This window comes from Acidovorax sp. GW460-11-11-14-LB4 (assembly GCF_059423685.1).
In genome coordinates, this window is record NZ_JBWKYJ010000017.1 from 38596 (window position 1) to 60443 (window position 21848).

Annotated in this window: 16 protein-coding genes; 10 read left to right on the forward strand and 6 right to left on the reverse strand. The window is 66.1% G+C overall.

Annotated elements, in window-relative coordinates; translation table 11 throughout:
- Window positions 1-9 precede the first annotated feature (9 nt).
- Window positions 10-1305: a DUF445 domain-containing protein gene (locus AC07X4_RS09100; protein ID WP_494739889.1), complete on the forward strand. Its 1296-nt coding sequence runs from the start codon at window positions 10-12 to the stop codon at window positions 1303-1305.
- A 55-nt stretch (window positions 1306-1360) separates the two neighbouring features.
- Here AC07X4_RS09100 and AC07X4_RS09105 read toward each other — a convergent pair whose 3' ends face one another.
- The 5 genes from AC07X4_RS09105 to purU form a co-directional block, all read right to left on the reverse strand.
- Window positions 1361-2086, reverse strand: coding sequence for an LrgB family protein (locus AC07X4_RS09105; protein ID WP_056059876.1), 726 nt, complete (start codon window positions 2084-2086; stop codon window positions 1361-1363).
- A complete protein-coding gene (locus tag AC07X4_RS09110; RefSeq protein ID WP_494739890.1) occupies window positions 2070-2429 on the reverse strand; it encodes a CidA/LrgA family protein in 360 nt (119 codons plus the stop codon). The genes AC07X4_RS09105 and AC07X4_RS09110 overlap by 17 nt, the downstream gene beginning before the upstream one ends.
- A 5-nt stretch (window positions 2430-2434) precedes the next feature.
- Window positions 2435-3934 carry an FAD-linked oxidase C-terminal domain-containing protein gene (locus AC07X4_RS09115; RefSeq protein WP_494739891.1) on the reverse strand — a complete coding sequence of 500 codons (1500 nt, stop codon included), beginning with the start codon at window positions 3932-3934 and terminating at the stop codon, window positions 2435-2437.
- Between the two features lie 251 nt (window positions 3935-4185).
- Window positions 4186-5091 (reverse strand): LysR substrate-binding domain-containing protein, encoded by a 906-nt coding sequence (locus tag AC07X4_RS09120; protein WP_056059867.1) that lies wholly within the window; start codon window positions 5089-5091, stop codon window positions 4186-4188.
- 12 nt (window positions 5092-5103) lie between these two features.
- Window positions 5104-5952, reverse strand: a complete 849-nt coding sequence (gene purU / locus AC07X4_RS09125) for a formyltetrahydrofolate deformylase (RefSeq protein WP_056059864.1) — start codon at window positions 5950-5952, stop codon at window positions 5104-5106.
- Between the two features lie 72 nt (window positions 5953-6024).
- Between purU and AC07X4_RS09130 the strand changes: the two genes are divergently transcribed.
- Window positions 6025-8346 (forward strand): putative bifunctional diguanylate cyclase/phosphodiesterase, encoded by a 2322-nt coding sequence (locus tag AC07X4_RS09130; RefSeq protein WP_165836537.1) that lies wholly within the window; start codon window positions 6025-6027, stop codon window positions 8344-8346.
- A 9-nt stretch (window positions 8347-8355) separates the two neighbouring features.
- Here the strand turns inward: AC07X4_RS09130 and AC07X4_RS09135 are convergent, their stop codons facing one another.
- Window positions 8356-9222 carry a ChaN family lipoprotein gene (locus tag AC07X4_RS09135; protein ID WP_494739892.1) on the reverse strand — a complete coding sequence of 289 codons (867 nt, stop codon included), beginning with the start codon at window positions 9220-9222 and terminating at the stop codon, window positions 8356-8358.
- 71 nt (window positions 9223-9293) lie between these two features.
- Here AC07X4_RS09135 and AC07X4_RS09140 point away from each other — a divergent pair, with 71 nt between their 5' ends.
- From AC07X4_RS09140 to narI, 8 genes are all read left to right on the forward strand, one after another.
- Window positions 9294-11240 (forward strand): type IV pili methyl-accepting chemotaxis transducer N-terminal domain-containing protein, encoded by a 1947-nt coding sequence (locus AC07X4_RS09140; protein ID WP_494739893.1) that lies wholly within the window; start codon window positions 9294-9296, stop codon window positions 11238-11240.
- Window positions 11237-11986 carry a response regulator gene (locus tag AC07X4_RS09145; protein ID WP_494739894.1) on the forward strand — a complete coding sequence of 250 codons (750 nt, stop codon included), beginning with the start codon at window positions 11237-11239 and terminating at the stop codon, window positions 11984-11986. The genes AC07X4_RS09140 and AC07X4_RS09145 overlap by 4 nt, the downstream gene beginning before the upstream one ends.
- 205 nt (window positions 11987-12191) lie before the next feature.
- Window positions 12192-13484 (forward strand): MFS transporter, encoded by a 1293-nt coding sequence (locus AC07X4_RS09150; protein WP_395457750.1) that lies wholly within the window; start codon window positions 12192-12194, stop codon window positions 13482-13484.
- Between the two features lie 20 nt (window positions 13485-13504).
- Entirely contained in the window at window positions 13505-14914 is a 1410-nt protein-coding gene (locus AC07X4_RS09155) for a NarK family nitrate/nitrite MFS transporter (RefSeq protein WP_056745778.1), read from the forward strand.
- A 44-nt stretch (window positions 14915-14958) separates the two neighbouring features.
- On the forward strand, window positions 14959-18762 hold the full coding sequence (locus AC07X4_RS09160; RefSeq protein WP_494739895.1) for a nitrate reductase subunit alpha: 3804 nt from the start codon (window positions 14959-14961) through the stop codon (window positions 18760-18762).
- A gap of 17 nt (window positions 18763-18779) precedes the next feature.
- Entirely contained in the window at window positions 18780-20303 is a 1524-nt protein-coding gene (gene narH, locus AC07X4_RS09165; protein WP_056745774.1) for a nitrate reductase subunit beta, read from the forward strand.
- Between the two features lie 20 nt (window positions 20304-20323).
- Window positions 20324-21025 carry a nitrate reductase molybdenum cofactor assembly chaperone gene (gene narJ / locus AC07X4_RS09170; protein ID WP_108497439.1) on the forward strand — a complete coding sequence of 234 codons (702 nt, stop codon included), beginning with the start codon at window positions 20324-20326 and terminating at the stop codon, window positions 21023-21025.
- Window positions 21022-21753 carry a respiratory nitrate reductase subunit gamma gene (narI, locus tag AC07X4_RS09175; RefSeq protein WP_494739896.1) on the forward strand — a complete coding sequence of 244 codons (732 nt, stop codon included), beginning with the start codon at window positions 21022-21024 and terminating at the stop codon, window positions 21751-21753. Before narJ ends, narI begins: the two co-directional genes overlap by 4 nt.
- Window positions 21754-21848: the final 95 nt, after the last annotated feature.

Genomic DNA, 21848 nt, shown 5'->3' on the forward strand with positions numbered 1-21848 from the left:
CTGGCCCGGATGAAGCCAGAGACTGACAGCGCAACCGTCGCCCTGCGGCGTGCCAAACGGCAGGCGCTGGGACTGTTGCTGCTGGTGACGGCGGTGTTCATCGCCACCAGCGTGGTCGAACGCGGCCTGCTGCTCAACGGTGTGAAAGCCATGGCTGAAGCCGCCATGGTGGGTGCGCTGGCGGACTGGTTTGCGGTGGTGGCGCTGTTCCGGCGCCCGCTGGGCCTGCCGATTCCGCACACGGCGGTCATTGCACGCAACCAGGCGCGCATCGGCCGCAACCTGGCCACCTTTGTGCGCGACAAGTTCCTGGACGTGCCTTCGCTCGTGTCGCTGATCCGCCGGCACGACCCGGCCGAGCGTCTGGCGCAGTGGCTCACGGCGCCAGGCAACGCCGCGCTGCTGGGGCACCAGGCCACACGCCTGGCATCGGCCGCGCTGGAGACGGTGCAGGACGCGCAGGTGGAGCGCTTCATCCACAAGGCCGCGCGTGCCTTGATCGGGCAGGTGGATATGTCGCGTGCCCTGGCGGCGGTGCTCGACACCCTCACGCACAACGGCCGTCACCAGGCGCTGCTGGACGACGTGCTGGCCAAGCTCATCGAACTGTTGCAGAACGAGCAAACCCGTACCTGGGTCGCGCAGTCCATCGTGGCCTGGCTCAAGAAGGACCACCCGCGCACCGAGAAGTTGCTGCCCAGCGACTGGCTGGGCGACAAGGGCTCGGCCCTGCTGGCCCGCGCGCTGGAGAGCCTGATGGCCGATGTGGCCGCCGACCCGCAGCACGCATTGCGTGCGCAGTTTGATGTGGCGGTGCAGCGCTTTATCGAGCGCCTGCGCAGCGACCCGGAATGGTCGCGCAAGGGCGAAGAAATCCGTACCTGGCTGCAGACCGATGCCACCGTGGGCGGCTATGTGCAGACGTTGTGGCTGGACCTGCGTGGTTCGTTGCAGCGCGACCTGTCCGATGCCGACTCGGTGCTGGCGCGGCAGGTGGGCAAGCTGGGGTTGTGGCTGGGTGAGTCGCTGGCGGGCGATGCGGCGTTGCGACAGTCGTTCAATGAGCGGCTGGAGCGGTGGGTGGAGGGGCTGGCGCCGGATGTGTCGGCGTTCATTGCGCAGCACATTGAGGACACGGTGCGGCGGTGGGATACCGAGGAGATGACACAGCTGATTGAGCTGAACATTGGGAAGGATCTGCAGTACATCCGCATCAATGGCACCGTGGTGGGCGGGCTCATCGGACTGGTGCTGTTTGCTGTGTCGCATGTGGGCGAGATGGGGCGGGCTTTGTGGGGCGGGTGAGGGCCGCTGAGCGCGGCGCAGCGTGGGACAAGAGGTGATGCCCCTGCCGCACCCCTCACAACAACCGGAACACCAGCGGCATCAGCACCGCAGCCAGCACCACCTGCAGCCCCAGCGCCAACCCTGCATACGCCCCCGCTTCGGCATGCACCTGCAGCGCATGCGCCGCGCCGATGCCATGTGACGCCGTGCCCAGCGCAAAGCCCCGCAGTGCCATGCCTTGCGCGTCGGTGGGCAGGCGCATCAAGCCAAACAACCAGCGCGCAGACAGCGCCCCCACCATGCCCGTCAGCGCCGCGAACACGGCGGCCAGGGCGGGCACGCCGCCGATCTGTGCGGCGATACCCATGGCGACCGGGGCTGTGACGGATTTGGGGGCCAGCGACATCAGCACATCACCCGGCAGGCCCAGTGCCCAGCCCAGGCCTACAGCGCTGGCGGCCGCCGCGCTGCCACCCGCCAGCGAGGCCAGCACCAGCCGGCCCCAACGCGAGCGCAAGGCCGCGCGGCGCTGCCACAGGGGCCAGCCCAGCGCCACCACCGCAGGGCCCAGCAAGAAGTGGATGAACTGCGCGCCCGCAAAGTACGTGGGATAGGCCGTGCCGGTGGCCAGCATGACCGTGGCCAGAATGGCCACTGACAGCATCACCGGGTTGGCCCAGGGCGCGTGCCCCGAGCGCACCGACAGCGCCTGCGCCAGCACATACACCGCCAGCGTTGCGGTCAGCCCGAACAGTGGGGCCGATGCCAGGTACACCCACAGCTCAACGAAGTTCGCCATGGTTCTCCTTAGGCTGCAAAAGACGCAGCACCAGCGCCGTCACGGCCATACCGACCCAGGTGGACAGCACAATCACCGCCACCAGCTGCAGGCCATAGGTGTTCAGCAGCGCCAGGTGGGTCATGACCCCCACGCCCACCGGCACAAACAGTAGCGACAGGTGCTGGAGCAAGAAGCCCGCCGCCGGGGCTACGGCATCCCGCACGGGCTGCCAACGCAAGGCCAGCAAGAGCAGCACCATGCCGACCACCGGCCCTGGGGCCGGGAGCTTCAAAAAGTGAGAAAGCGCCTCGCCCCCCGACTGCATGAGCAGAAGAAAGGCCAGCCCTTGCAGCGCCTTCATGGCGATCAGAAACGCGGCAGATCAGGGTGCTTGATCTGCCCCCCACGCACCAGCATCTTCCCGTACTCCGCGCACCGGTTCAGCGTGGGGATCACCTTGCCGGGGTTCAGCAACCCTGCCGGATCAAACGCGTGCTTGAGCCCGAACATCTGTGCGTTCTCTGCCGCGGAGAACTGCACGCACATGCTGTTGAGCTTCTCCACGCCCACGCCATGCTCGCCCGTCACCGTGCCGCCCATGGCGACGCTGGTCTCCAGGATGTCGGCGCCAAACAGCTCGCAGCGGTGCAGTTGGTCGGCATCGTTCGCATCGAACAGGATCAGCGGGTGCAAGTTGCCGTCGCCCGCGTGGAACACGTTGGCACAGCGCAGCTGGTATTTCTTTTCCATCTCCTGGATGGCGAGCAGGATGTCCGCCAGGCGCTTGCGCGGGATGGTCGAGTCCATGCACATGTAGTCGGGGCTGATGCGGCCGCTGGCGGGGAAGGCGTTCTTGCGGCCGCTCCAGAAGCGCAGGCGCTCGGCTTCGTCGTTGCTGACCGAAATGGCGGTGGCGCCTGCAGCGCGCAGCACGTCGCTCATGCGGCCGATTTCTTCCTCTACCTCTTCGGGTGTGCCGTCGCTCTCGCACAGCAGGATGGCTTCCGCAGTCAGGTCGTAGCCCGCATGCACGAAGTCCTCCACGGCAGCGGTCATGGGTTTGTCCATCATCTCCAGGCCGGCCGGGATGATGCCGGCCGCGATGACCGCGGCCACCGCGTCGCCCGCTTTGCGCACGTCGTCAAAGCTGGCCATGATGCAGCGCGCCAGCTGGGGTTTGGGGATGAGCTTGACGGTGACCTCGGTGGTCACGGCCAGCATCCCCTCGCTGCCGATCACGGCGGCCAGCAGGTCGTAGCCAGGGGCGTCGAGTGCCTCGCTGCCGAATTCGACGGGCTCGCCTTCCACCGTGAAGCCCTTCACCTTGAGCACGTTGTGCACCGTCAGGCCGTACTTCAGACAGTGCACGCCGCCCGAGTTCTCGGCCACGTTGCCGCCGATGGTGCAGGCGATCTGGCTGCTGGGGTCGGGCGCGTAGTAGAGGTTGTAGGGGCCCGCCGCCTCGCTGATCGCCAGGTTGCGCACGCCACACTGCACCACGGCCGTGCGGCTTTCGGGGTTGATGTCGAGAATGCGGTTGAACTTGGCCAGCGACATCGTCACGCCCAGGGCGTGCGGCATGGCGCCGCCCGACAGACCCGTGCCCGCACCGCGCGCCACCACCGGCACCTGCAGCTGGTGGCACACCTGCAGCACGGCCTGCACCTCGTCGTAGGTTTCCGGCAGACACACCACCAGCGGGCGCTGGCGGTAGGCGGTGAGGCCGTCGCATTCGTAGGGCGTGGTGTCCTCGTTGTGCCAGAGCAGTGCGTGGGCGGGCAGCACGCGGCCCAGGGCCTGGACAACCTCGGCCTGGCGCGCGGCGCGTTCGGACAGGGCTACGGTGGGGTCGGCGGCAGTGTTCATGGCTGTCACTGTAGGGGATGGCTCGGTGCCCGGGCTTGAGCTTTTCTTCAGGGGATTGTGAAAAACACCGGATTGCTCACCAATTGATAGCTGCTGGTGCCTGTTGAGCAAGCGCTGGAGGCAAATTTGCCTGAACCTGATAGAGGCGGGCGCGGCTCGGCGAGGGCGGCCGAGCAAGGGCTGCGTCCCCCTTCCCGGCGCAGCCGAGAGAAGGGGGAAGTCGCCCAAGGCGACTCAGGGGGATGCCTCTACTACGCCATGGTTTTGCGCAGCCATTCGGCAAACGCCGCGCATTCCCACCGGTCCATGGTGCCCGTGCGCCAGCACAGGTAGTGCGCGTGGGGGCTGGCGGTGTCGGTGTCAAACAGGCGCACCAGAGTGCCGTTCTCCAGCCAGGGCGCGCCCAGCTTCAGGCGTACCAGCGCCACGCCCATGCCGGCAGCAGCGCCGTCGCACATCAGGCCGATGTCGTTGAACTGCGAGCCCTCGCTGGGCTCAGCCCAGTCGAGACCCGTGGCAGCAAACCAGGTGCGCCAGGGCTCCAGCGGGCTGCGCAGCAGGGGCACGCCCTCCAGGTCTTCGGGGCGGTCAAAGGGCCCGTGCTCGCGCACGAATGCGGGCGAGGCCAGGGGTGTGACCACGTCGCGCGCCAGCTCCACATGCTCCACGTCGGCATAGTGGCCAGGGCCAAAGCGCACCATCAGGTCGGCGTCTTCGGCCACCACGTCCAGCAGCGGGATGGAGACCTGCAGCGCCAGGTCGATCTCGGGATAGGCCTCGGTGAACTGGCGCAGGCGGGGGATGAGGATGGTGCGCGCAAACGTGGGCGTCACGGCCAGCTTGAGCCGCCGGCGCCCTGGCGCGGCCGCCTGGCCGGGGAACCGCTGCAGCGCACCCAGTCCCTCGCGCACATGGGCCAGGTAGGCGCTGCCCTCGGTGGTCAGCGAAAAATCGGCCCGGCCAAACAGCCGCACGCCCAGGATCTGCTCCAACTGCTTGACGCGGTGGCTCACGGCGCTGGGCGTCACGCACAGCTCGTCGGCCGTCTGCGTCACGCTGCGCAGGCGGGCCAGCGCCTCGAAGGTCAGCAGGCACTGGATGGGCGGGATGCGCCGGGCCGCGCTGCTGAGGAAGGAGGACGGGGCTGCCGTGGCCATGGGAAAGCTGGACTAGCGGAAGATGACTGTCTTGTGGCCGTTCAGGATCACGCGGTGCTCGCTGTGCCACTTCACAGCGCGGGCCAGCACCTGGCTTTCGGTGTCGCGGCCGCGGGCCGTGAGGTCTTCCACGGTGTCGGTGTGGTCGGCGCGGGCCACGTCCTGCTCGATGATCGGGCCTTCGTCCAGGTCGGCCGTCACATAGTGGGCCGTGGCGCCGATCAGCTTCACGCCCCGGTCATGGGCCTGGTAGTAAGGCTTGGCGCCCTTGAAGCTGGGCAGGAAGCTGTGGTGGATGTTGATGGCCCGACCGGCCAACTTTTGACATAGGTCAAGAGAAAGTATCTGCATGTAACGGGCCAATACCACCAACTCGGCCCCTTCGCCCTCGATAATCTCAAACTGTTTGGCTTCGGCCTGGGCCTTGGTGCTGCCCGTCATCGGGATGTGATGAAACGGCACGTTGTAGCTGGCCGCCAGCTGGTAGAAGTCGCGGTGGTTGCTGATGATGGCGCGGATGTCGATGGGCAGCAGACCACTCTTCCAGCGGAACAGCAGGTCGTTGAGGCAGTGGCCTTCCTTGCTGACCATGAGCACGGTTTTCATGGGGGCTGCCGTGGCGTGCAGGCTCCAGTGCATGTTGTAGGGCTCGGCAAAGCTGGTCAGGCGCGCTTTGAGGGTGGGGTGGTCGTGCTGGTCGCAGGCAAACTGCACCCGCATGAAGAACAGGCCCGTGGCGTGGTCGTTGTACTGCGCGGCTTCTTCGATGTTGCCGCCATGCTCCAGCAAAAAGCCGGAGACGGCGTGCACCAGCCCCAGGCGGTCGGGGCAGGACAGGGTAAGGATGTAGGCGTTGGTCATAGCTGTGCAATTGTCGCAGCAAGGGCCAAAGGCCGTGAAACCGTGAAATCAACAAGGAGCGCAAGAAGCGCAATGGGCAACGAGGGCTATGCCTCATCACTGGTCCCCTGGCGGGGCATGCTGCTGTACCTGGTGCTGGGGGTGGCCTGGGTGTTTGCGGGCGATGTGTTGCTGGCCCACTGGGTGACCGACCCGGCCCTGCTGACCCGTTTTCAGACCTGGAAGGGCTGGGGCTATGTGGCGCTGACCAGCGGCCTGGCCTGGTGGCTGCTGCGGCGCATGCGCCGCGCCGAAAAGGTGCGCATGGCCATGGCGCAGGAGCTGACGCAGATCGTGCGCCATGCGCCGGCCGGGTTTGCGCGGGTGGCGCTGGACGGCAGCTTTCTGTGGGCCAACGCCCGCCTGTGCGACCTGCTGGGGGCCACGCCCGCGCAGACGCTGGGTCTCAATTTTCGCGATGTGATGATCGCCCAGGACCCTGACTGGGCGGCGTCGCAGCTGGAGCGCCTGCTGGCTGGCGAGATCGACCACTATGTGGGCGAGCGCCATTGCCTGCGGCTGGACAACGGCCGCCGGGCGCCTGTGCTGTGCACCGTGACACTGGCGCCCGAAGTGGGCGATGAGCCCGCGCACCTGGTGTGTGTGGTGCAGGACCTCGACGAGATCAAGGCTGCCCGTGCGGCGCTGCAGCGCAGCGAGGCCCGCCAGCGCCTGGCGGCCACGGTGGTGGACAACACCATGGAGGGCGTGGTGGTGACCGACGCCCACAGCCGCATCCTGTCGGTCAACGCGGCGTTCACCCGGCTGCTGGGCTATACCGAGGAGGAGCTGCTGGGCAAGACCCCGCGCGTCTTCAAGTCGGGCCGCCACGACAAGGCTTTTTATGAGGCGATGTGGTCGGCGCTGACCGAAACCGGGTACTGGCAGGGCGAGATCTGGAACCGCCGCAAGAACGGCGAGATCTTCCCGGAGCACATGTCCCTGTCGGCCGTGCGCGACCCGGCGGGCGAGATCACGCACTACGTGTGCATGTTCACCGACATCTCCGAAGAAAAGGCCCAGCAGCGGCAACTGGAATACCTGGCGCACAACGACCCGCTCACGGGCTTGTCCAACCGCACCTGGTTCGGGCATCAGCTGGAGCTGGCGGTGCAGGAGGCCCAGGGCAGTGGCGAGCACATTGCCGTGCTGCTGCTCAACCTGGACCGTTTCAAGGATGTGAACGACAGCTACGGCCATGCTACGGGCGACGAGGTGCTCAAGCACATTGCGCGGCAGGTGCAGTCCGCCCTGCGGCCCGGGGATGTGCTGGGGCGCATGGCGGGTGACGAGCTGGCCGTGGTGGCGCGCAACCTGCGCCATGCCGACGGTGCGGCTGCCGTGGCGCGCCACCTGATCCGCGCCGTGGCCGAGCCCTGGCGTTCGCCCGACGGGCTCGAGGTGGTGGCGGGCGTGAGCGTGGGCATCTGCATGTTCCCAGAGCACGCGGGCACCACCGAGCTGCTGCTGCAGGGCGCCCACGCGGCGGTGTACGGTGCGAAGGCGCGCGGCCGGGGCGCGTGGTGCTTCTTCCACGAGGCCATGACCCAGGCGGCCCGCGAGCGGCTGGAGCTGGAGTCGCGCCTGCGCCTGGCGCTGGCCCAGGGCCATCTGCAGATGTACTACCAGCCCCAAATCGACATTGCCACCGGTCGCATTCAGGGCGCCGAAGCCCTGGTGCGCTGGAACGACCCGCAAGAGGGGCTGATCTCCCCCGCGCGCTTCATTCCCGTGGCCGAGACCTCTGGCGTCATCGGCCCGCTGGGGGAATGGGTGGTGCGCGAGGTCTGCCGCCAGGGCCAGCAATGGCGTGATGCCGGGCTGCCCCCGCTGACCCTGGCGCTGAATGTGTCGCCGCGCCAGTTCCACCTGACCGACTTGGCCGGTTGCACGGCGGCCGCGCTGCAGGCCAGCGGGTTCCCCGCGGCACTGCTGGAGCTGGAGATCACCGAAAGCGCCCTGGCCGAACGTACCGAAGAAGCCCGCCAGGTGCTGGTGCGCCTGCGCGAGCTGGGGGTGCGCATCGCGGTGGATGACTTTGGCACCGGCTATTCGTCGCTGGCGCAGCTCAAGCGGTTTCCCATCGACGTGCTCAAGATCGACCAGGGATTCATCCGCGATATTCCGCAAAGCGAGGACGACATGGCCATCAGCGCTGCCATCATCGCCATGGGGCACAGCATGGGCCTGTCGGTGCTGGCCGAGGGGGTGGAGACCGAGGGCCAGCTGGCCTTCCTGCGCGAACGGGGCTGCGACGCCTACCAGGGCTACCTGTGCAGCCGCCCTGTGCCTGCCGACGATTTTGTGGCGCTGCTGCGCGCGCAGGCGGAGACTGCTGCCGCCGCGCAGGGCTAAAAGGCGCGCTCAGACCTTCTGTCCGGGGGGCGCAGGGCGCCACTGCTCGCGCAACTCTGCGCACACATCACGCGGGGGAAGCGCCGGGGTCTGGACCACGGCATCTGCTTGTGCACCTGATTTGATAGCGGCTGGCGCATGTTCCACCTGCGCTATCACTACTTTTGACACCAGATTTGCCGGCCAATGCGTTGGCACGCCCAAGTGGCGCAGCACATGGCCGCCGCCAGCCACCAGCAGCACCGTCTTGCCGGATCGCAACGCCTCCTGGGCCGTCCGGGCCATGCTCGCGTCGCGGGCGATCTGGATGCGGGCCATGGGCGCAATTTGCGACTCCGGTAGCAGCCCGCAATGGCCATCCCGCATGGCCTGCTGTTGCTCCGCCAGCGCCGGGGCGGGCAAGTGCCGGTCCCAGGCGGTCTCCGCCATGGCGGCCCGCATGCGGGCGCGGGGCAGGTTGCCTCCCAGCACCGGCACCCCTGCGCCCACGGCCGCCATCACTACCGGGCCATAGGCCTGCCATGGCCAGGCGGCGTTGTCCCATTGCAGGGCGGCCTGGGCCTGCGCTTCGCTGGCATCGCGCGGCAGGCCCCGGGTGCTGTGGCCCCGCTCGGCCATCTCCATCACCACGGCCGCCAGCTGCCCGCGCGCAGACAGCCACGCCACGGCCTCGCGCTGCAGGCGTTGGTGGTCGGGCGCATCGTGCTGCTCGCCCAGCAGCAGTACATCGGCGGGCAGCAGGCTCTGCAAGCGGTCGGTCCAGAGGGGGGAGGGCGGCGTGCCCGGGGCAGGGGCGTAGGCGCAGCCAGCCAGCGCCACGGTGGCGCTTCCCAGCACCAGCCAGGTACGCAGGAGAGGGAGGGGCAGTCGTTGCATGGCTCCATGCTACGCGGGCCGCTCTTGACCCAGGTCAAGATTGTGGTGATGCCCCTTCCCTACACTGCGCCATGCGCTCCCGTCCCACGCTCTCCACCAAACTCCTTGCCATGGGCGCGGGCTTCTTGTTGGTGGCGCTCGCTTCCATCGGCCTGACCCTGTGGGTGACCTGGAAGCTCGAGGGCGGCGCAGCGGCGGTCAATGAGGCCGGCCGCCTGCGCATGAACATGTTGCGCATGGTGCTGGTGCTGCAGACCGAGCCACCCGAGGCCGTTCAAGAACGCGCCCGCCAGTTCGACGCCAGCCTGGAGTTGCTGCGCACGGGCGATCCGTCGCGCCCGCTGTTTGTGCCGTGGAGCGATGAGACACGTACGCGGTTCGATGGCATCCGCGCCCGGTGGGCCGAGGCCCGCACCGGGTGGGTCAGCGCATCGCCCCCGGACCGCGCCCGGAACCTGGCAGAGGCCGATGCCTTTGTGCAGCAGGTCGATGGTTTTGTGGATGCCATCGAGATCCAGATCGCGGGCTGGACCGCCGCGCTGCACCTGTTCCAGCTGTTCATGATGGCGCTGGCCATCGTGGCTGCCGTCACCTTCATGGCTGTTAGCTATCTGCTGGTCATCAATCCCGTGGCACGTCTGCAGCAGGCTCAGGCCCGACTGCGCCAGGGCGAGCTGGGCACGCGGCTGCCGGTGGATACGGATGACGAGTTCGGTCAGCTGTCGGCGGGCTTCAACCTCATGGCGCATGCACTGCAGGCATCGCACGACGAGCTGGAGCACAAGGTGCGCGAAAAGACCGCCAGCATCGCTGTGCAGAACCAGCGCCTGGCCGCTTTGTATGAGGTGAGCGCGCTGGCCAGCACGGCGGGCAGCCTGGAGCTGCTGGCCCAGGGTTTTGTGCAGCAGATCCGCCGCGTGGCGGGGGCCGACGCAGCTGCCGTGCGCTGGTCCAATGAGGCCAACGAACGCTATGTGCTGCTGGCGGGCGACGGCCTGCCGCGCACCATGGCCGAAGGCGAACACTGCCTGCACACGGGCACCTGCCTGTGCGGCCAGCCGCAGGCCCAGGCGCGTACGCGGGTCATTCCCATCACACCGTCGACCACCGTTGCCTTGCCCCATTGCCGCGAGGCGGGGTTCCAGACCATGGTCACCATCCCGGTGCAGATGCTGCAGCGCCTGCTGGGCGAGGTGGATCTGTTCTTCCGCTCACCAGTGGAGCTGACCGATGAACTGCGCGACCTGCTCGAAGCCATGACGCGCCACCTGGCCAGTGCCATGGAGGGCCTGCGTGCCACCGCGCTGGAGCGCGAGGCGGCGGTGGCCGAGGAGCGCAGCCTGCTGGCGCGGGAGCTGCACGACTCCATCGCCCAGTCGCTGGCCTTCCTCAAGATCCAGACCCAGCTGCTGCGCGATGCCGTGGCGCGCGGCGATGAGGCCAAGCGCGACCGCAGCATCGGCGAGCTGGATGTGGGTGTGCGCGAGTGTTATTCCGATGTGCGCGAGCTGCTGGTGCACTTCCGCACCCGCACCAGCGAGGAAGACATCGAGTCAGCGCTGCGCGCCACCTTGTCCAAGTTTGAGCACCAGACCGGCATGGCCACCACGCTGGGCATGGTGGGCCACGGCTTGCCGCTGGCGCAGGACGTGCAGATCCAGGTGCTGCACATGGTGCAGGAGGCCTTGTCGAACGTGCGCAAACATTCGGGCGCCACGCGGGTGGATGTGCTGGTGCACCGCCATCCACGCTGGCGCTTTGAGGTGCAAGACAACGGCACTGGCTTTGAGGTGGCCTCCGTGCCACCGGACTCGCTGCATGTAGGCCTGGGCATCATGCGCGAACGGGCCCAGCGCATTGGCGCGGTGGTCCAGGTGGAGTCCGCTCCGGGGCAGGGCACCAGCGTGTGCATCGAGCTTCCCTCGGTCGCACCCACGCCGCCTCACCAGCCCGCCGCATCCACCCATTCAGCGGGTTCGATATACGCCGTAGCCCCCCAACAAGCCACCATGCCATGACGACCTCCGTATCGCCCGTTGCCACAACCCCCGCGTCAGCGCCGACGACACCGCCGGTCACGCTGCTGGTGGTGGACGACCACACGCTGTTCCGTCGCGGGCTGATCGCGCTGCTGAGCCAGTATGAGGGCCTGTCCGTGGTGGGCGAGGCGGGGGATGCCGCGCAGGCCCTGCGGCTTGCGCCCCAGCTGCAGCCGCAGGTGATCCTGCTCGACAACCACCTGCCCGGGGTGATGGGCGTGGATGCCATCCAGGGCCTGCGCGAGGTGTCACCCACCTCGCGCGTGCTCATGCTCACTGTGAGCGAGGACGCGCAGGACCTGGCCACCGCGCTGCGCAACGGCGCGCAGGGCTACCTGCTCAAGACCATCGACGGCGACCTGTTGGCCCAGGCCATTCGCCGTGCCGCCCGGGGCGAGCCCGTGGTCAGCCCCGAACTCATGGGCAAGCTGGTGGCGGCGTTCCAGTCGCAGGGTGTGCCCGAGATAGCGCCCGCAGCGTCCGTACCCGCCGATGCCGCTGCGGTCGCTGCAGGCGCCGTCAGCGGCTTCACCCCCCTGTCCCCGCGAGAGGAAGACGTGCTGCGCGAGATTGCACGCGGTGCCAGCAACAAGGAGATCGCGCGCACGCTCGACATCGCTGAGACCACGGTGAAGATCCACGTGCAGCACATCCTGCGCAAGCTGGGCCTGAGTTCGCGCGTGCAGGCGGCGGTGTACGCCTCGGACCGGCAGCGCGCGGAATAGCGCTGGCCCACGCACGCTCCGGGCGCGTCGGGCTGGTGTGGTGCGGGTGCTACTACCCACAACGCTTGCGCCATAGTTCTTTCGGACGACGCCCCGCCCCGGGTAACTAGTCCCTCTGCCGCGCCGCACACCCTCTAGTGAAGGATGTGCAAAAGCCCCTGCACACGCGACCATTCCTCTCATGCAAAAAGAGAGGAATCGCGCAATGGCCAACGCAACCCTGCCCCCGGGCGACAGCCCGCAGCGCACCCGCCAGGCTTGGTCGGTGCTCATCGTCAGCACCTTCGCCTTCACGGTCTGCTTCATGGTGTGGATGATGTTTGGCGTCATCGGCATCCCCATCAAGAAGATGCTGAACCTGAACTCCACGCAGTTCGGGTTGCTCATGTCCATGCCTGTGCTCACGGGCTCGCTGGTCCGGGTGCCGTTGGGCATCTGGACCGACAAGTTCGGCGGCCGCATCGTGATGGCCGCCGTGATGGCCACCACCGTGCCCGCCATCTGGCTGATGGGCTACGCCACGGAATACTGGCACTTCCTCACCATCGGCCTGTTTGTGGGCTTGGCGGGGGGCTCGTTCTCAGTGGGTACGCCCTATGTGGCGCGCTGGTTCCCCAAGCATCGCCAGGGCACGGCCATGGGTGTGTATGGCGCGGGCAACTCGGGTGCAGCCGTGAACAAGTTCGTGGCGCCGGTGCTGCTGGTGGCCTTCGGCTGGACCATGGTGCCGCAGGTGTATGCGGCCATCATGCTGGGCACGCTGGTGCTGTTCTGGTTGTTTAGCTACAGCGACCCGGCCCACCTGGTGCCCAGCAACGTCAAGTTCACCGACCAGCTCAAGGCGCTCAAGGACCCCAAGGTCCTCAAGTACTGCCAGTACTACAGCATCGTGTTTGGCGGCTATGTGGCGCTGTCGCTGTGGATGGTGCAGTACTACGTGGGCGAGTTTGGCCTTGATATCCGCGTGGCGGCACTGCTGGCCGCGTGCTTCTCGCTGCCCGGTGGTGTGCTGCGCGCCATTGGAGGCATGCTGTCCGACAAGTACGGCGCCCACAGCGTGACCTGGTGGGTGATGTGGGTGAGCTGGATCTGCCTGTTCCTGCTGAGCTACCCCCAGACCGATTTCACCATCGTCACCGTCAACGGCCCCAAGACCTTCCACATCGGCCTGAACGTGTACCTGTTCACCGGCCTCATGTTCCTGCTGGGCATTTGCTGGGCCTTCGGCAAGGCCAGTGTCTTCAAGTACATCAGCGACGACTACCCCCACAACATCGGCGCCATCAGCGGCATCGTGGGTCTGGCTGGTGGCCTGGGCGGGTTCGTGCTGCCGATCCTGTTCGGTGCTCTGATGGACCTTACCGGCATCCGCTCCAGCGCTTTCATGCTGATGTACGGCGTGGTGTGGGTCTCGCTCATCTGGATGTACTTCACCGAAGTGCGCAACACCCGTCTCATGGGTTCGCAGGGCGCTGTTGCGCAACCTGCCACCCGTTGATCTTTCAAGGAAAACTCACCATGTCTGCCACTACCACCAGCGGGCGCCAGGGGCGTCTGCTCACCCTCTGGGCCCCGGAGGACAAATCGTTCTGGGAGCGCGAAGGCGAAGCCATCGCCAAGCTCAACCTGTGGATCTCGGTGCCCGCGCTGTTCCTGGCCTTTGCCATCTGGCAGGTCTGGAGCGTGGTCGCCGTGAGCCTGCCGGGCCTGGGCTTCAAGTATTCGACCAACCAGCTGTTCTGGCTGGCGGCGGCGCCCGCGCTCTCGGGCGCCACGCTGCGCATCTTCTACTCGTTCATGGTGCCGCTGGTCGGTGGCCGCCGCTGGACGGCGATCTCCACCGCCTCGCTGCTGATCCCGGCCATCGGCATCGGCTTTGCGGTGCAGGACAACACCACGGCCTACCCCACCATGCTCATCCTCGCGCTGCTGTGTGGCCTGGGCGGCGGCAACTTCAGCTCCAGCATGGCCAACATCAGCTTCTTCTTTCCGAAGGAGCGCAAGGGCTCCGCGCTGGGTGTGAATGCGGGCCTCGGTAACCTGGGCGTGTCGGTGGTGCAGTTCCTCAGCCCTCTGGTCGTTACTGCCGGTATCTTTGGGGTCTTTGGTGGCGATGCACAGACCATTGTGAAGAACGGCCAGACCGCGCAGGTGTGGACGCAGAACGCCGCCTTCATCTGGGTGCCATGGATTGCGCTGACGGCGCTGGCCGCCTGGTTCGGCATGAACGACATTGCCGATGCGCGTGCCTCGTTCGCTGCGCAGGCCGCCATCTTCAAGCGCAAGCACAACTGGCTGATGTGTGTGCTGTACCTCGGCACCTTCGGGTCGTTCATCGGCTATGCCGCAGGCTTTCCGCTGCTCATCAAGAGCCAGTTTCCTAACATCAACCCCCTGGCCTACGCATGGCTGGGGCCGCTGGTGGGCGCGGTGGTCCGGCCGTTTGGCGGGTGGCTGGCCGACAAGCTCGGCGGCGCGCGCGTCACGCTGTGGAACTTCATCGTCATGGCGATTGCCGTGGTGGGCGTCACGGTGTTCCTGCCATCCGCAGGCAATGAAGGTCAGTTTGCAGGCTTCTTCGTGTGCTTCCTGGTGCTGTTCCTCACCACCGGTATCGGCAATGGCTCCACCTTCCGGATGATCCCCGTGATCTTCCTGACCGAAGCCATGCGCGGTGTGGACCCCCGCAACACTGCAGCCGTGGCCCAGGCCAACAAGGAAGGCAACACCCTGGGCGCCGCCACGCTGGGCTTCACGGCCGCCATGGCGGCTTACGGCGGGTTCTTCATTCCCAAGAGCTATGGCAGCTCCATTGCGCTGACCGGCAGCCCCCATGCCGCGCTGTGGACGTTCTTCGCCTTCTACCTCGTTTGCATCGTGATCACCTGGTGGCACTACGCGCGCAAGAACGCCGCCATGCCTTGCTGATGACCCCTGAACAGAACAGAACAGAACAGAACAAGGAGCCCCCGATGAGCCATTTCCTCGACCGCCTTTCGTACTTCTCGCAGCCCCGCGAGACCTTTGCCCAGGGCCATGGCGAAACCAATGGTGAAGACCGCACCTGGGAAGACGCCTACCGTGACCGCTGGGCACACGACAAGATCGTGCGCAGCACCCACGGCGTGAACTGCACGGGCTCCTGCTCGTGGAAGATCTACGTCAAAGGCGGCATCGTCACCTGGGAAACCCAGCAGACCGACTACCCCCGCACCCGGCCCGACCTGCCCAATCACGAACCCCGTGGCTGTGCACGCGGCGCCAGCTACAGCTGGTACCTGTACAGCGCCAACCGCGTGAAGTACCCCATGGTGCGCGGCCGCCTGCTCAAGCACTGGCGCGCCGCCATCGCCCTGGCCAAGAGCCCGGTGGACGCCTGGGCCAGCATCGTCGAGAACGATGCCTCCAAGCGCGAATGGCAAAAGCAGCGCGGCCTGGGCGGCTTTGTGCGCAGCACCTGGGACGAGGTCAACCAGATGATCGCTGCGGCCAACGTGTACACCATCAAGAAACACGGGCCGGACCGCATCATCGGCTTCTCGCCCATCCCGGCGATGTCGATGATTTCGTACGCTGCGGGTTCGCGCTACCTGAGCCTCATCGGCGGCGTGTGCATGAGTTTTTACGACTGGTACTGCGACCTGCCCCCCAGCAGCCCACAGACCTGGGGCGAGCAGACCGACGTGCCCGAGTCGGCCGACTGGTACAACAGCTCGTACATCATTGCCTGGGGCTCCAATGTGCCCCAGACGCGCACGCCGGATGCGCACTTCCTGACCGAGGTGCGCTACAAGGGCACCAAGGTGGTGTCCATCACGCCCGACTACTCCGAAGTGGCCAAGCTGGGCGATCTGTGGATGCATCCCAAGCAGGGCACCGACGCTGCCGTGGCCATGGCCATGGGCCATGTGATCCTCAATGAGTTCTACTTCAAGGACGGCGGCAAGGGCCGTTCGGCGTACTTTGATGACTATGCGCGCCGCTACACCGACCTGCCGCTCCTGGTGGTGCTGAAGGAAAAGACGCTGCCCGATGGCCGCACGGTGATGGTGCCCGACCGCTATGTGCGCGCCAGCGACTTTCCGAACAAGCTCGACCAGTCCAACAACCCCGACTGGAAGACCGTGGGCTACGACGAACTGGGCCAGGTCACGCTGCCCAATGGCTCCATCGGCTTCCGCTGGGGGGCCGACGGACGTGCCGACCAGGGCCTGTGGAACCTGGAGAACAAGGAAGCGCGCACCGGTAACACCGTCAAGCTCAAGCTCTCGGTGATCGAGGACGGCGCGCAGGCCCACGACGTGGCCGATGTGGCCTTCCCGTACTTCGGCGGCGTGGCAACGCCCAACTTCACGGCCAACGAACAAGGCAGCGATGTGATGGTGCGCCGCGTGCCGGTGTCCCACCTGGAGCTGGCCGGGCACGAAGCCCAGGGCCGGGTGATGGTGGCCACCGTGTTCGACCTGCTGGCTGGCAACTACGGCATTGACCGGGGTCTGCCCGGCGAAGAGCAGGGCGTCACCTACGACAGCGACCGCCCCTACACGCCCGCCTGGCAGGAAAAGATCACCGGTGTGCCGCGCGATCAGATCATCACCGTGGCCCGCCAGTTTGCCGACAACGCGCACAAGACCCATGGCAAGTCCATGGTCATCATTGGTGCGGCCATGAACCACTGGTACCACAGTGACATGAACTACCGCGGCATCATCAACATGCTGATGCTCTGCGGCTGTATCGGTCAGAGTGGTGGCGGCTGGGCGCACTACGTGGGCCAGGAAAAGCTGCGCCCACAGACCGGCTGGACGGCGCTGGCCTTTGCGCTGGACTGGATCCGCCCACCGCGCCAGATGAACAGCACCAGCTTCTTCTACGCCCACACCGACCAGTGGCGCTACGAGAAGCTGGGCATGGAGGAGGTCCTCTCGCCGCTGGCCGACAAGAAGGCTTATCACGGCGCGCAGATCGACTACAACGTGCGCGCCGAGCGCATGGGCTGGCTGCCATCCGCCCCCCAGCTCAAGACCAGCCCGCTGCAGGTGGCCAAGGACGCCGCAGCCCGGGGCATGGACGCCAAGGACTACGTGGTCCAGTCACTGAAAGACGGCAGCCTGCAGATGAGCTGCGAAGACCCGGACCACCCTGCCAACTGGCCGCGCAACATGTTTGTGTGGCGCTCCAACATTTTGGGCTCGTCGGGCAAGGGGCATGAATACTTCCTCAAGCACCTGCTGGGCACCACCCACGGCGTGCAGGGCAAGGATCTGGGCAAGGACGAAGCTAAGCCCGAGGAAGTGCAGTGGCACACCAACGCGCCCGAAGGCAAGCTGGACCTGCTGGTCACGCTCGACTTCCGCATGAGCACGACCTGCCTGTACTCCGACATCGTGCTGCCCACGGCCACCTGGTACGAGAAGAACGACCTCAACACCAGCGACATGCACCCCTTCATCCATCCGCTGTCCACCGCGGTGGACCCTGCCTGGCAGGCCAAGAGCGACTGGGAGATCTACAAGGGTTTTGCCAAGGCCGTGAGCGAGGTCAGCGTGGGCCATCTGGGCGTCGAAAAGGACGTGGTGCTCACACCCATCATGCACGACACCCCCGGTGAAATGGCACAGCCCTATGGCGTGCGCGACTGGAAGAAGGGCGAATGCGAACTCATCCCTGGCAAGACCGCGCCGCAGGTCACGGTGGTCGAGCGCGACTACCCCAACCTCTACAAGCGCTTCACCGCCCTGGGCCCCTTGATGGACAAGGCGGGCAACGGCGGCAAGGGCATTGGCTGGAACACGCAGACCGAGGTGGGCCAACTCGGTGACCTGAACGGCCGCGTGAAGGAAGAGGGCGTGACGCAGGGCATGCCCCGCATCGTGACCGACATCGACGCCACCGAAGTGGTGATGATGCTCGCGCCTGAAACCAATGGCCACGTGGCCTGCAAGGCCTGGGAGGCCCTGGGCAAGCAGACCGGCCGTGACCACGTGCACCTGGCGCTGCACCGCGAGGACGAGAAGATCCGCTTCCGCGACATCCAGGCGCAGCCACGCAAGATCATCAGCTCACCCACCTGGTCGGGTCTGGAAAGCGAGAAGGTCAGCTACAACGCGGGCTACACCAACGTGCACGAGTACATCCCATGGCGCACGCTCACGGGCCGCCAGCAGTTCTACCAGGACCACCCGTGGATGCGTGACTTCGGCGAAGGCTTTGTGAGCTACCGCCCACCTGTGCACCTCAAGACGCTGGAAGAAGTCGAGGGCAAGAAGCCCAACGGCAACCGCGAGATCGCGCTGAACTTCATCACGCCGCACCAGAAGTGGGGCATCCACAGCACGTACAGCGACAACCTGATGATGCTCACGCTCAACCGGGGTGGCTCCGTGGTGTGGCTGAGCGAAGACGACGCCAAGGTTGCGGGCATCGTGGACAACGACTGGGTCGAACTTTTCAACGCCAACGGCGCCATTGCGGCCCGCGCGGTGGTGAGCCAGCGCGTAAACCCCGGCATGGTGATGATGTACCACTCGCAAGAGAAGATCATCAACACCCCCGGCTCCGAGATCACCGGCACCCGTGGCGGTATCCACAACTCGGTCACGCGCATCGTGCTCAAGCCCACCCACATGATTGGCGGCTACGCACAGTACAGCTACGGCTTCAACTACTACGGAACCATCGGCACCAACCGCGACGAGTTCGTGCTGGTGCGCAAGATGGACCGCGTGGACTGGCTCGACGATGAGCCTGTGTCCAGCACCGCAGCCCACGCCTGAAGCCAAGGAGAAACACGATGAAAATTCGCGCACAAATCGGCATGGTGCTGAACCTGGACAAGTGCATTGGTTGCCACACCTGTTCCGTCACCTGCAAGAACGTCTGGACCAGCCGCCCCGGGGTGGAATACGCCTGGTTCAACAACGTCGAAACCAAGCCCGGCATCGGCTACCCCAAGGAATGGGAAAACCAGGACAAGTGGAATGGCGGCTGGGTGCGCAGCCCCGACGGCTCCATCGCGCCCCGCCAGGGCGGCAAGTGGAAGCTGCTCATGCGCATCTTCGCCAACCCCAACCTGCCGCAGATCGACGACTACTACGAGCCCTTCACGTTCGACTACGACCACCTGCAGTCCGCGCCTGAAACCAAGGCCGCACCCACGGCCCGCCCGCGCAGCCTGATCACCGGCAAGCGCATGGAGAAGATCGAGTGGGGCCCGAACTGGGAAGAAATCCTGGGCGGTGAGTTCAGCAAGCGCAGCAAGGACAAGAACTTCGACGATGTGCAAAAGGACATCTACGGCCAGTTCGAAAACACCTTCATGATGTACCTGCCGCGCCTGTGCGAGCACTGCCTGAATCCGGCGTGTGTGGCATCGTGCCCCAGCGGCTCGATCTACAAGCGCGAGGAAGACGGCATCGTGCTGATCGACCAGGACAAGTGCCGTGGCTGGCGCATGTGCGTCTCAGGCTGCCCCTACAAGAAGATTTACTACAACTGGCAATCGGGCAAGGCCGAGAAGTGCATCTTCTGCTATCCCCGCATCGAAGCGGGCCAGCCGACCGTGTGCTCGGAAACCTGCGTGGGCCGCATCCGCTACCTGGGTGTGCTGCTGTACGACGCAGACCGCATCCAGGAAGCCGCCAGTGTGGAGCGCGACCGGGACCTGTACCAGGCCCAGCTCGACATCTTCCTGAACCCGAACGACCCCGATGTCATCAAGCAGGCGCGCATCGACGGCATCCCGGACAGCTGGATGGACGCCGCCCGCAACAGCCCCGTCTACAAGATGGCGGTGGACTGGAAGGTGGCCCTGCCGCTGCACCCCGAGTACCGCACGCTGCCCATGGTCTGGTATGTACCGCCCCTGTCGCCCATCACGGCCGCTGCGAATGCCGGCCATGTGGGCGTGAATGGCGAGATCCCCGACGTGTCGCAGCTGCGCATCCCCGTACAGTACCTGGCCAACTTGCTCACCGCCGGTGACACCGGGCCCGTGGTGCGGGCGCTGGAGCGCATGCTGGCCATGCGCACCTACCAGCGCGACAAGCATGTGGAACAGCGCCAGAACCTGTCGGTGCTCAAGCAGGCGGGCCTGTCGATGGCGGAGGTGGAGGAGATGTACCACGTGATGGCGATTGCCAATTACGAGGACCGCTTCGTCATCCCATCGGCCCACCGCGAATACGCAGAAAACGCGTTCGACATCCGCGGCGGTTGCGGCTTCTCGTTTGGCAACGGTTGCTCCGACGGCGCCACCGAGACCAGTATGTTCGGTGGCAAGAAGCCGCGGACCATTCCCATCAAAGCGACTGTTTGAGCGACACGGAAGGAATCACCATGTTCAAGAAGAACCCGACCTCCGTGCGCCTGACCCTGCGCGCCCTGGGCTACCTGCTGAGCTACCCCGATGCTCAGTTGCGCAGCGTGATGCCGCAGCTCATCGACGCTCTGCAGGCCGAGCAAGCCCTGACGGCCGAGCGCATGGAGGAGTTGAAGGCGGTGTGCGAGCACCTGGCTGCACTCGACCCGCTGGAAGCCGAAGCCCGCTACGTGGACAACTTTGATCGCGGCCGCCAGACCTCGCTGCACCTGTTCGAGCATGTGCACGGCGACTCGCGTGACCGGGGCCCGGCGCTCATCGACCTGTTGCAGACCTACGAGAAGGCTGGCTTGCAGTTCCAGGCAGAGGAGCTGCCCGACCACCTGCCGGTGGTGCTGGAGTTCGCCTCTACCCAGCCGCCCGAAGTGGCCAGGGAGTTTCTGGGCGAAATGGCCCACATCCTCAATGCGCTGTTCAGCGCCCTCGTGGCGCGCAACAGCCCCTACGCCAGCGTGATCGCCGCCGTGCTCGAAGTCTCGGGCCAGCGTGTGCAGTCGGTGGCGCTCACGCCCGAGCCGCCCATGGACGAGGTCTGGGCCGAGCCCGAAGCGTTTGGCGGTTGCAGCACCCAGGGCCAGTCCAAGCCCGACCAGCCGCAGCCCCTGCATTTTGTTCGTACCCCCCGCGCCGAGCGGGCACCCGAAGGAGTCTCAGCATGACCACCTGGCTTGACACCCTGCTGTTTGGCATCTATCCGCACATTTGCCTGGCCGTGTTCTTCATCGGCAGCTGGGCGCGGTTTGACCGTGACCAGTACACCTGGAAGAGTGACTCGTCGCAGCTGCTGCGCACCGGCAGCCTGCGCTGGGGCAGCAACCTGTTCCACATCGGCGTGCTGTTCCTGTTCTTCGGCCACACGGTGGGCATGCTCACGCCGCACTTTGTGTACGAGCACTTCATGAGTGCGGGCGCCAAGCAGCTCATGGCCATGGTGACGGGAGGCCTCGCGGGCACGCTGGGCTTCATCGGCCTGTCCATCCTGCTGCACCGCCGCCTGTCGGACCCTCGCATCCGCGCCACGTCCAAGACTAGCGATATCCTGATCTTGGTGCTGCTGTGGCTGCAACTGGCACTGGGCCTGGCCACCATTCCGCTGTCGGCGCAGCATCTGGATGGCTCCATGATGATGAAGCTGGCCGAGTGGGGGCAACGGGTGGTGACCTTCCGCAGTGGCGGGGTGGAGCTGCTGGCCGAGGCGGGCTGGATTTTCAAGGCCCACATGTTCCTGGGCATGAGCATCTTCCTGGTCTTCCCCTTCACCCGTCTGGTGCATGTGTGGAGTGGCTTTGGCACGCTGGCCTATGTGCTGCGCCCCTACCAGGTGGTGCGTGCGCGCCGCTTGAACCTGCCCCCAGGCCACATGCAGTCGCAAGACCGCCGCGCCTGAAATCCACCGACTATCAAGGAGCACACCATGAGCGGATGTGGAACCGGGAGCTGCGGATGCGGCTCCACTGACAGCGGCGTGGCGGCAGCACCTGC

Bases quoted from the DNA above. Each gene is read 5' to 3' on its own strand.
- AC07X4_RS09100 (WP_494739889.1), top strand. From the start codon at position 10: ATGAAGCCAGAGACTGACAGCGCAACCGTCGCCCTGCGGCGTGCCAAA.
- AC07X4_RS09105 (WP_056059876.1), bottom strand. From the start codon at position 2,086: ATGGCGAACTTCGTTGAGCTGTGGGTGTACCTGGCATCGGCCCCACTG.
- AC07X4_RS09110 (WP_494739890.1), bottom strand. From the start codon at position 2,429: ATGAAGGCGCTGCAAGGGCTGGCCTTTCTTCTGCTCATGCAGTCGGGG.
- AC07X4_RS09115 (WP_494739891.1), bottom strand. From the start codon at position 3,934: ATGAACACTGCCGCCGACCCCACCGTAGCCCTGTCCGAACGCGCCGCG.
- AC07X4_RS09120 (WP_056059867.1), bottom strand. From the start codon at position 5,091: ATGGCCACGGCAGCCCCGTCCTCCTTCCTCAGCAGCGCGGCCCGGCGC.
- purU (WP_056059864.1), bottom strand. From the start codon at position 5,952: ATGACCAACGCCTACATCCTTACCCTGTCCTGCCCCGACCGCCTGGGG.
- AC07X4_RS09130 (WP_165836537.1), top strand. From the start codon at position 6,025: ATGGGCAACGAGGGCTATGCCTCATCACTGGTCCCCTGGCGGGGCATG.
- AC07X4_RS09135 (WP_494739892.1), bottom strand. From the start codon at position 9,222: ATGCAACGACTGCCCCTCCCTCTCCTGCGTACCTGGCTGGTGCTGGGA.
- AC07X4_RS09140 (WP_494739893.1), top strand. From the start codon at position 9,294: ATGCGCTCCCGTCCCACGCTCTCCACCAAACTCCTTGCCATGGGCGCG.
- AC07X4_RS09145 (WP_494739894.1), top strand. From the start codon at position 11,237: ATGACGACCTCCGTATCGCCCGTTGCCACAACCCCCGCGTCAGCGCCG.
- AC07X4_RS09150 (WP_395457750.1), top strand. From the start codon at position 12,192: ATGGCCAACGCAACCCTGCCCCCGGGCGACAGCCCGCAGCGCACCCGC.
- AC07X4_RS09155 (WP_056745778.1), top strand. From the start codon at position 13,505: ATGTCTGCCACTACCACCAGCGGGCGCCAGGGGCGTCTGCTCACCCTC.
- AC07X4_RS09160 (WP_494739895.1), top strand. From the start codon at position 14,959: ATGAGCCATTTCCTCGACCGCCTTTCGTACTTCTCGCAGCCCCGCGAG.
- narH (WP_056745774.1), top strand. From the start codon at position 18,780: ATGAAAATTCGCGCACAAATCGGCATGGTGCTGAACCTGGACAAGTGC.
- narJ (WP_108497439.1), top strand. From the start codon at position 20,324: ATGTTCAAGAAGAACCCGACCTCCGTGCGCCTGACCCTGCGCGCCCTG.
- narI (WP_494739896.1), top strand. From the start codon at position 21,022: ATGACCACCTGGCTTGACACCCTGCTGTTTGGCATCTATCCGCACATT.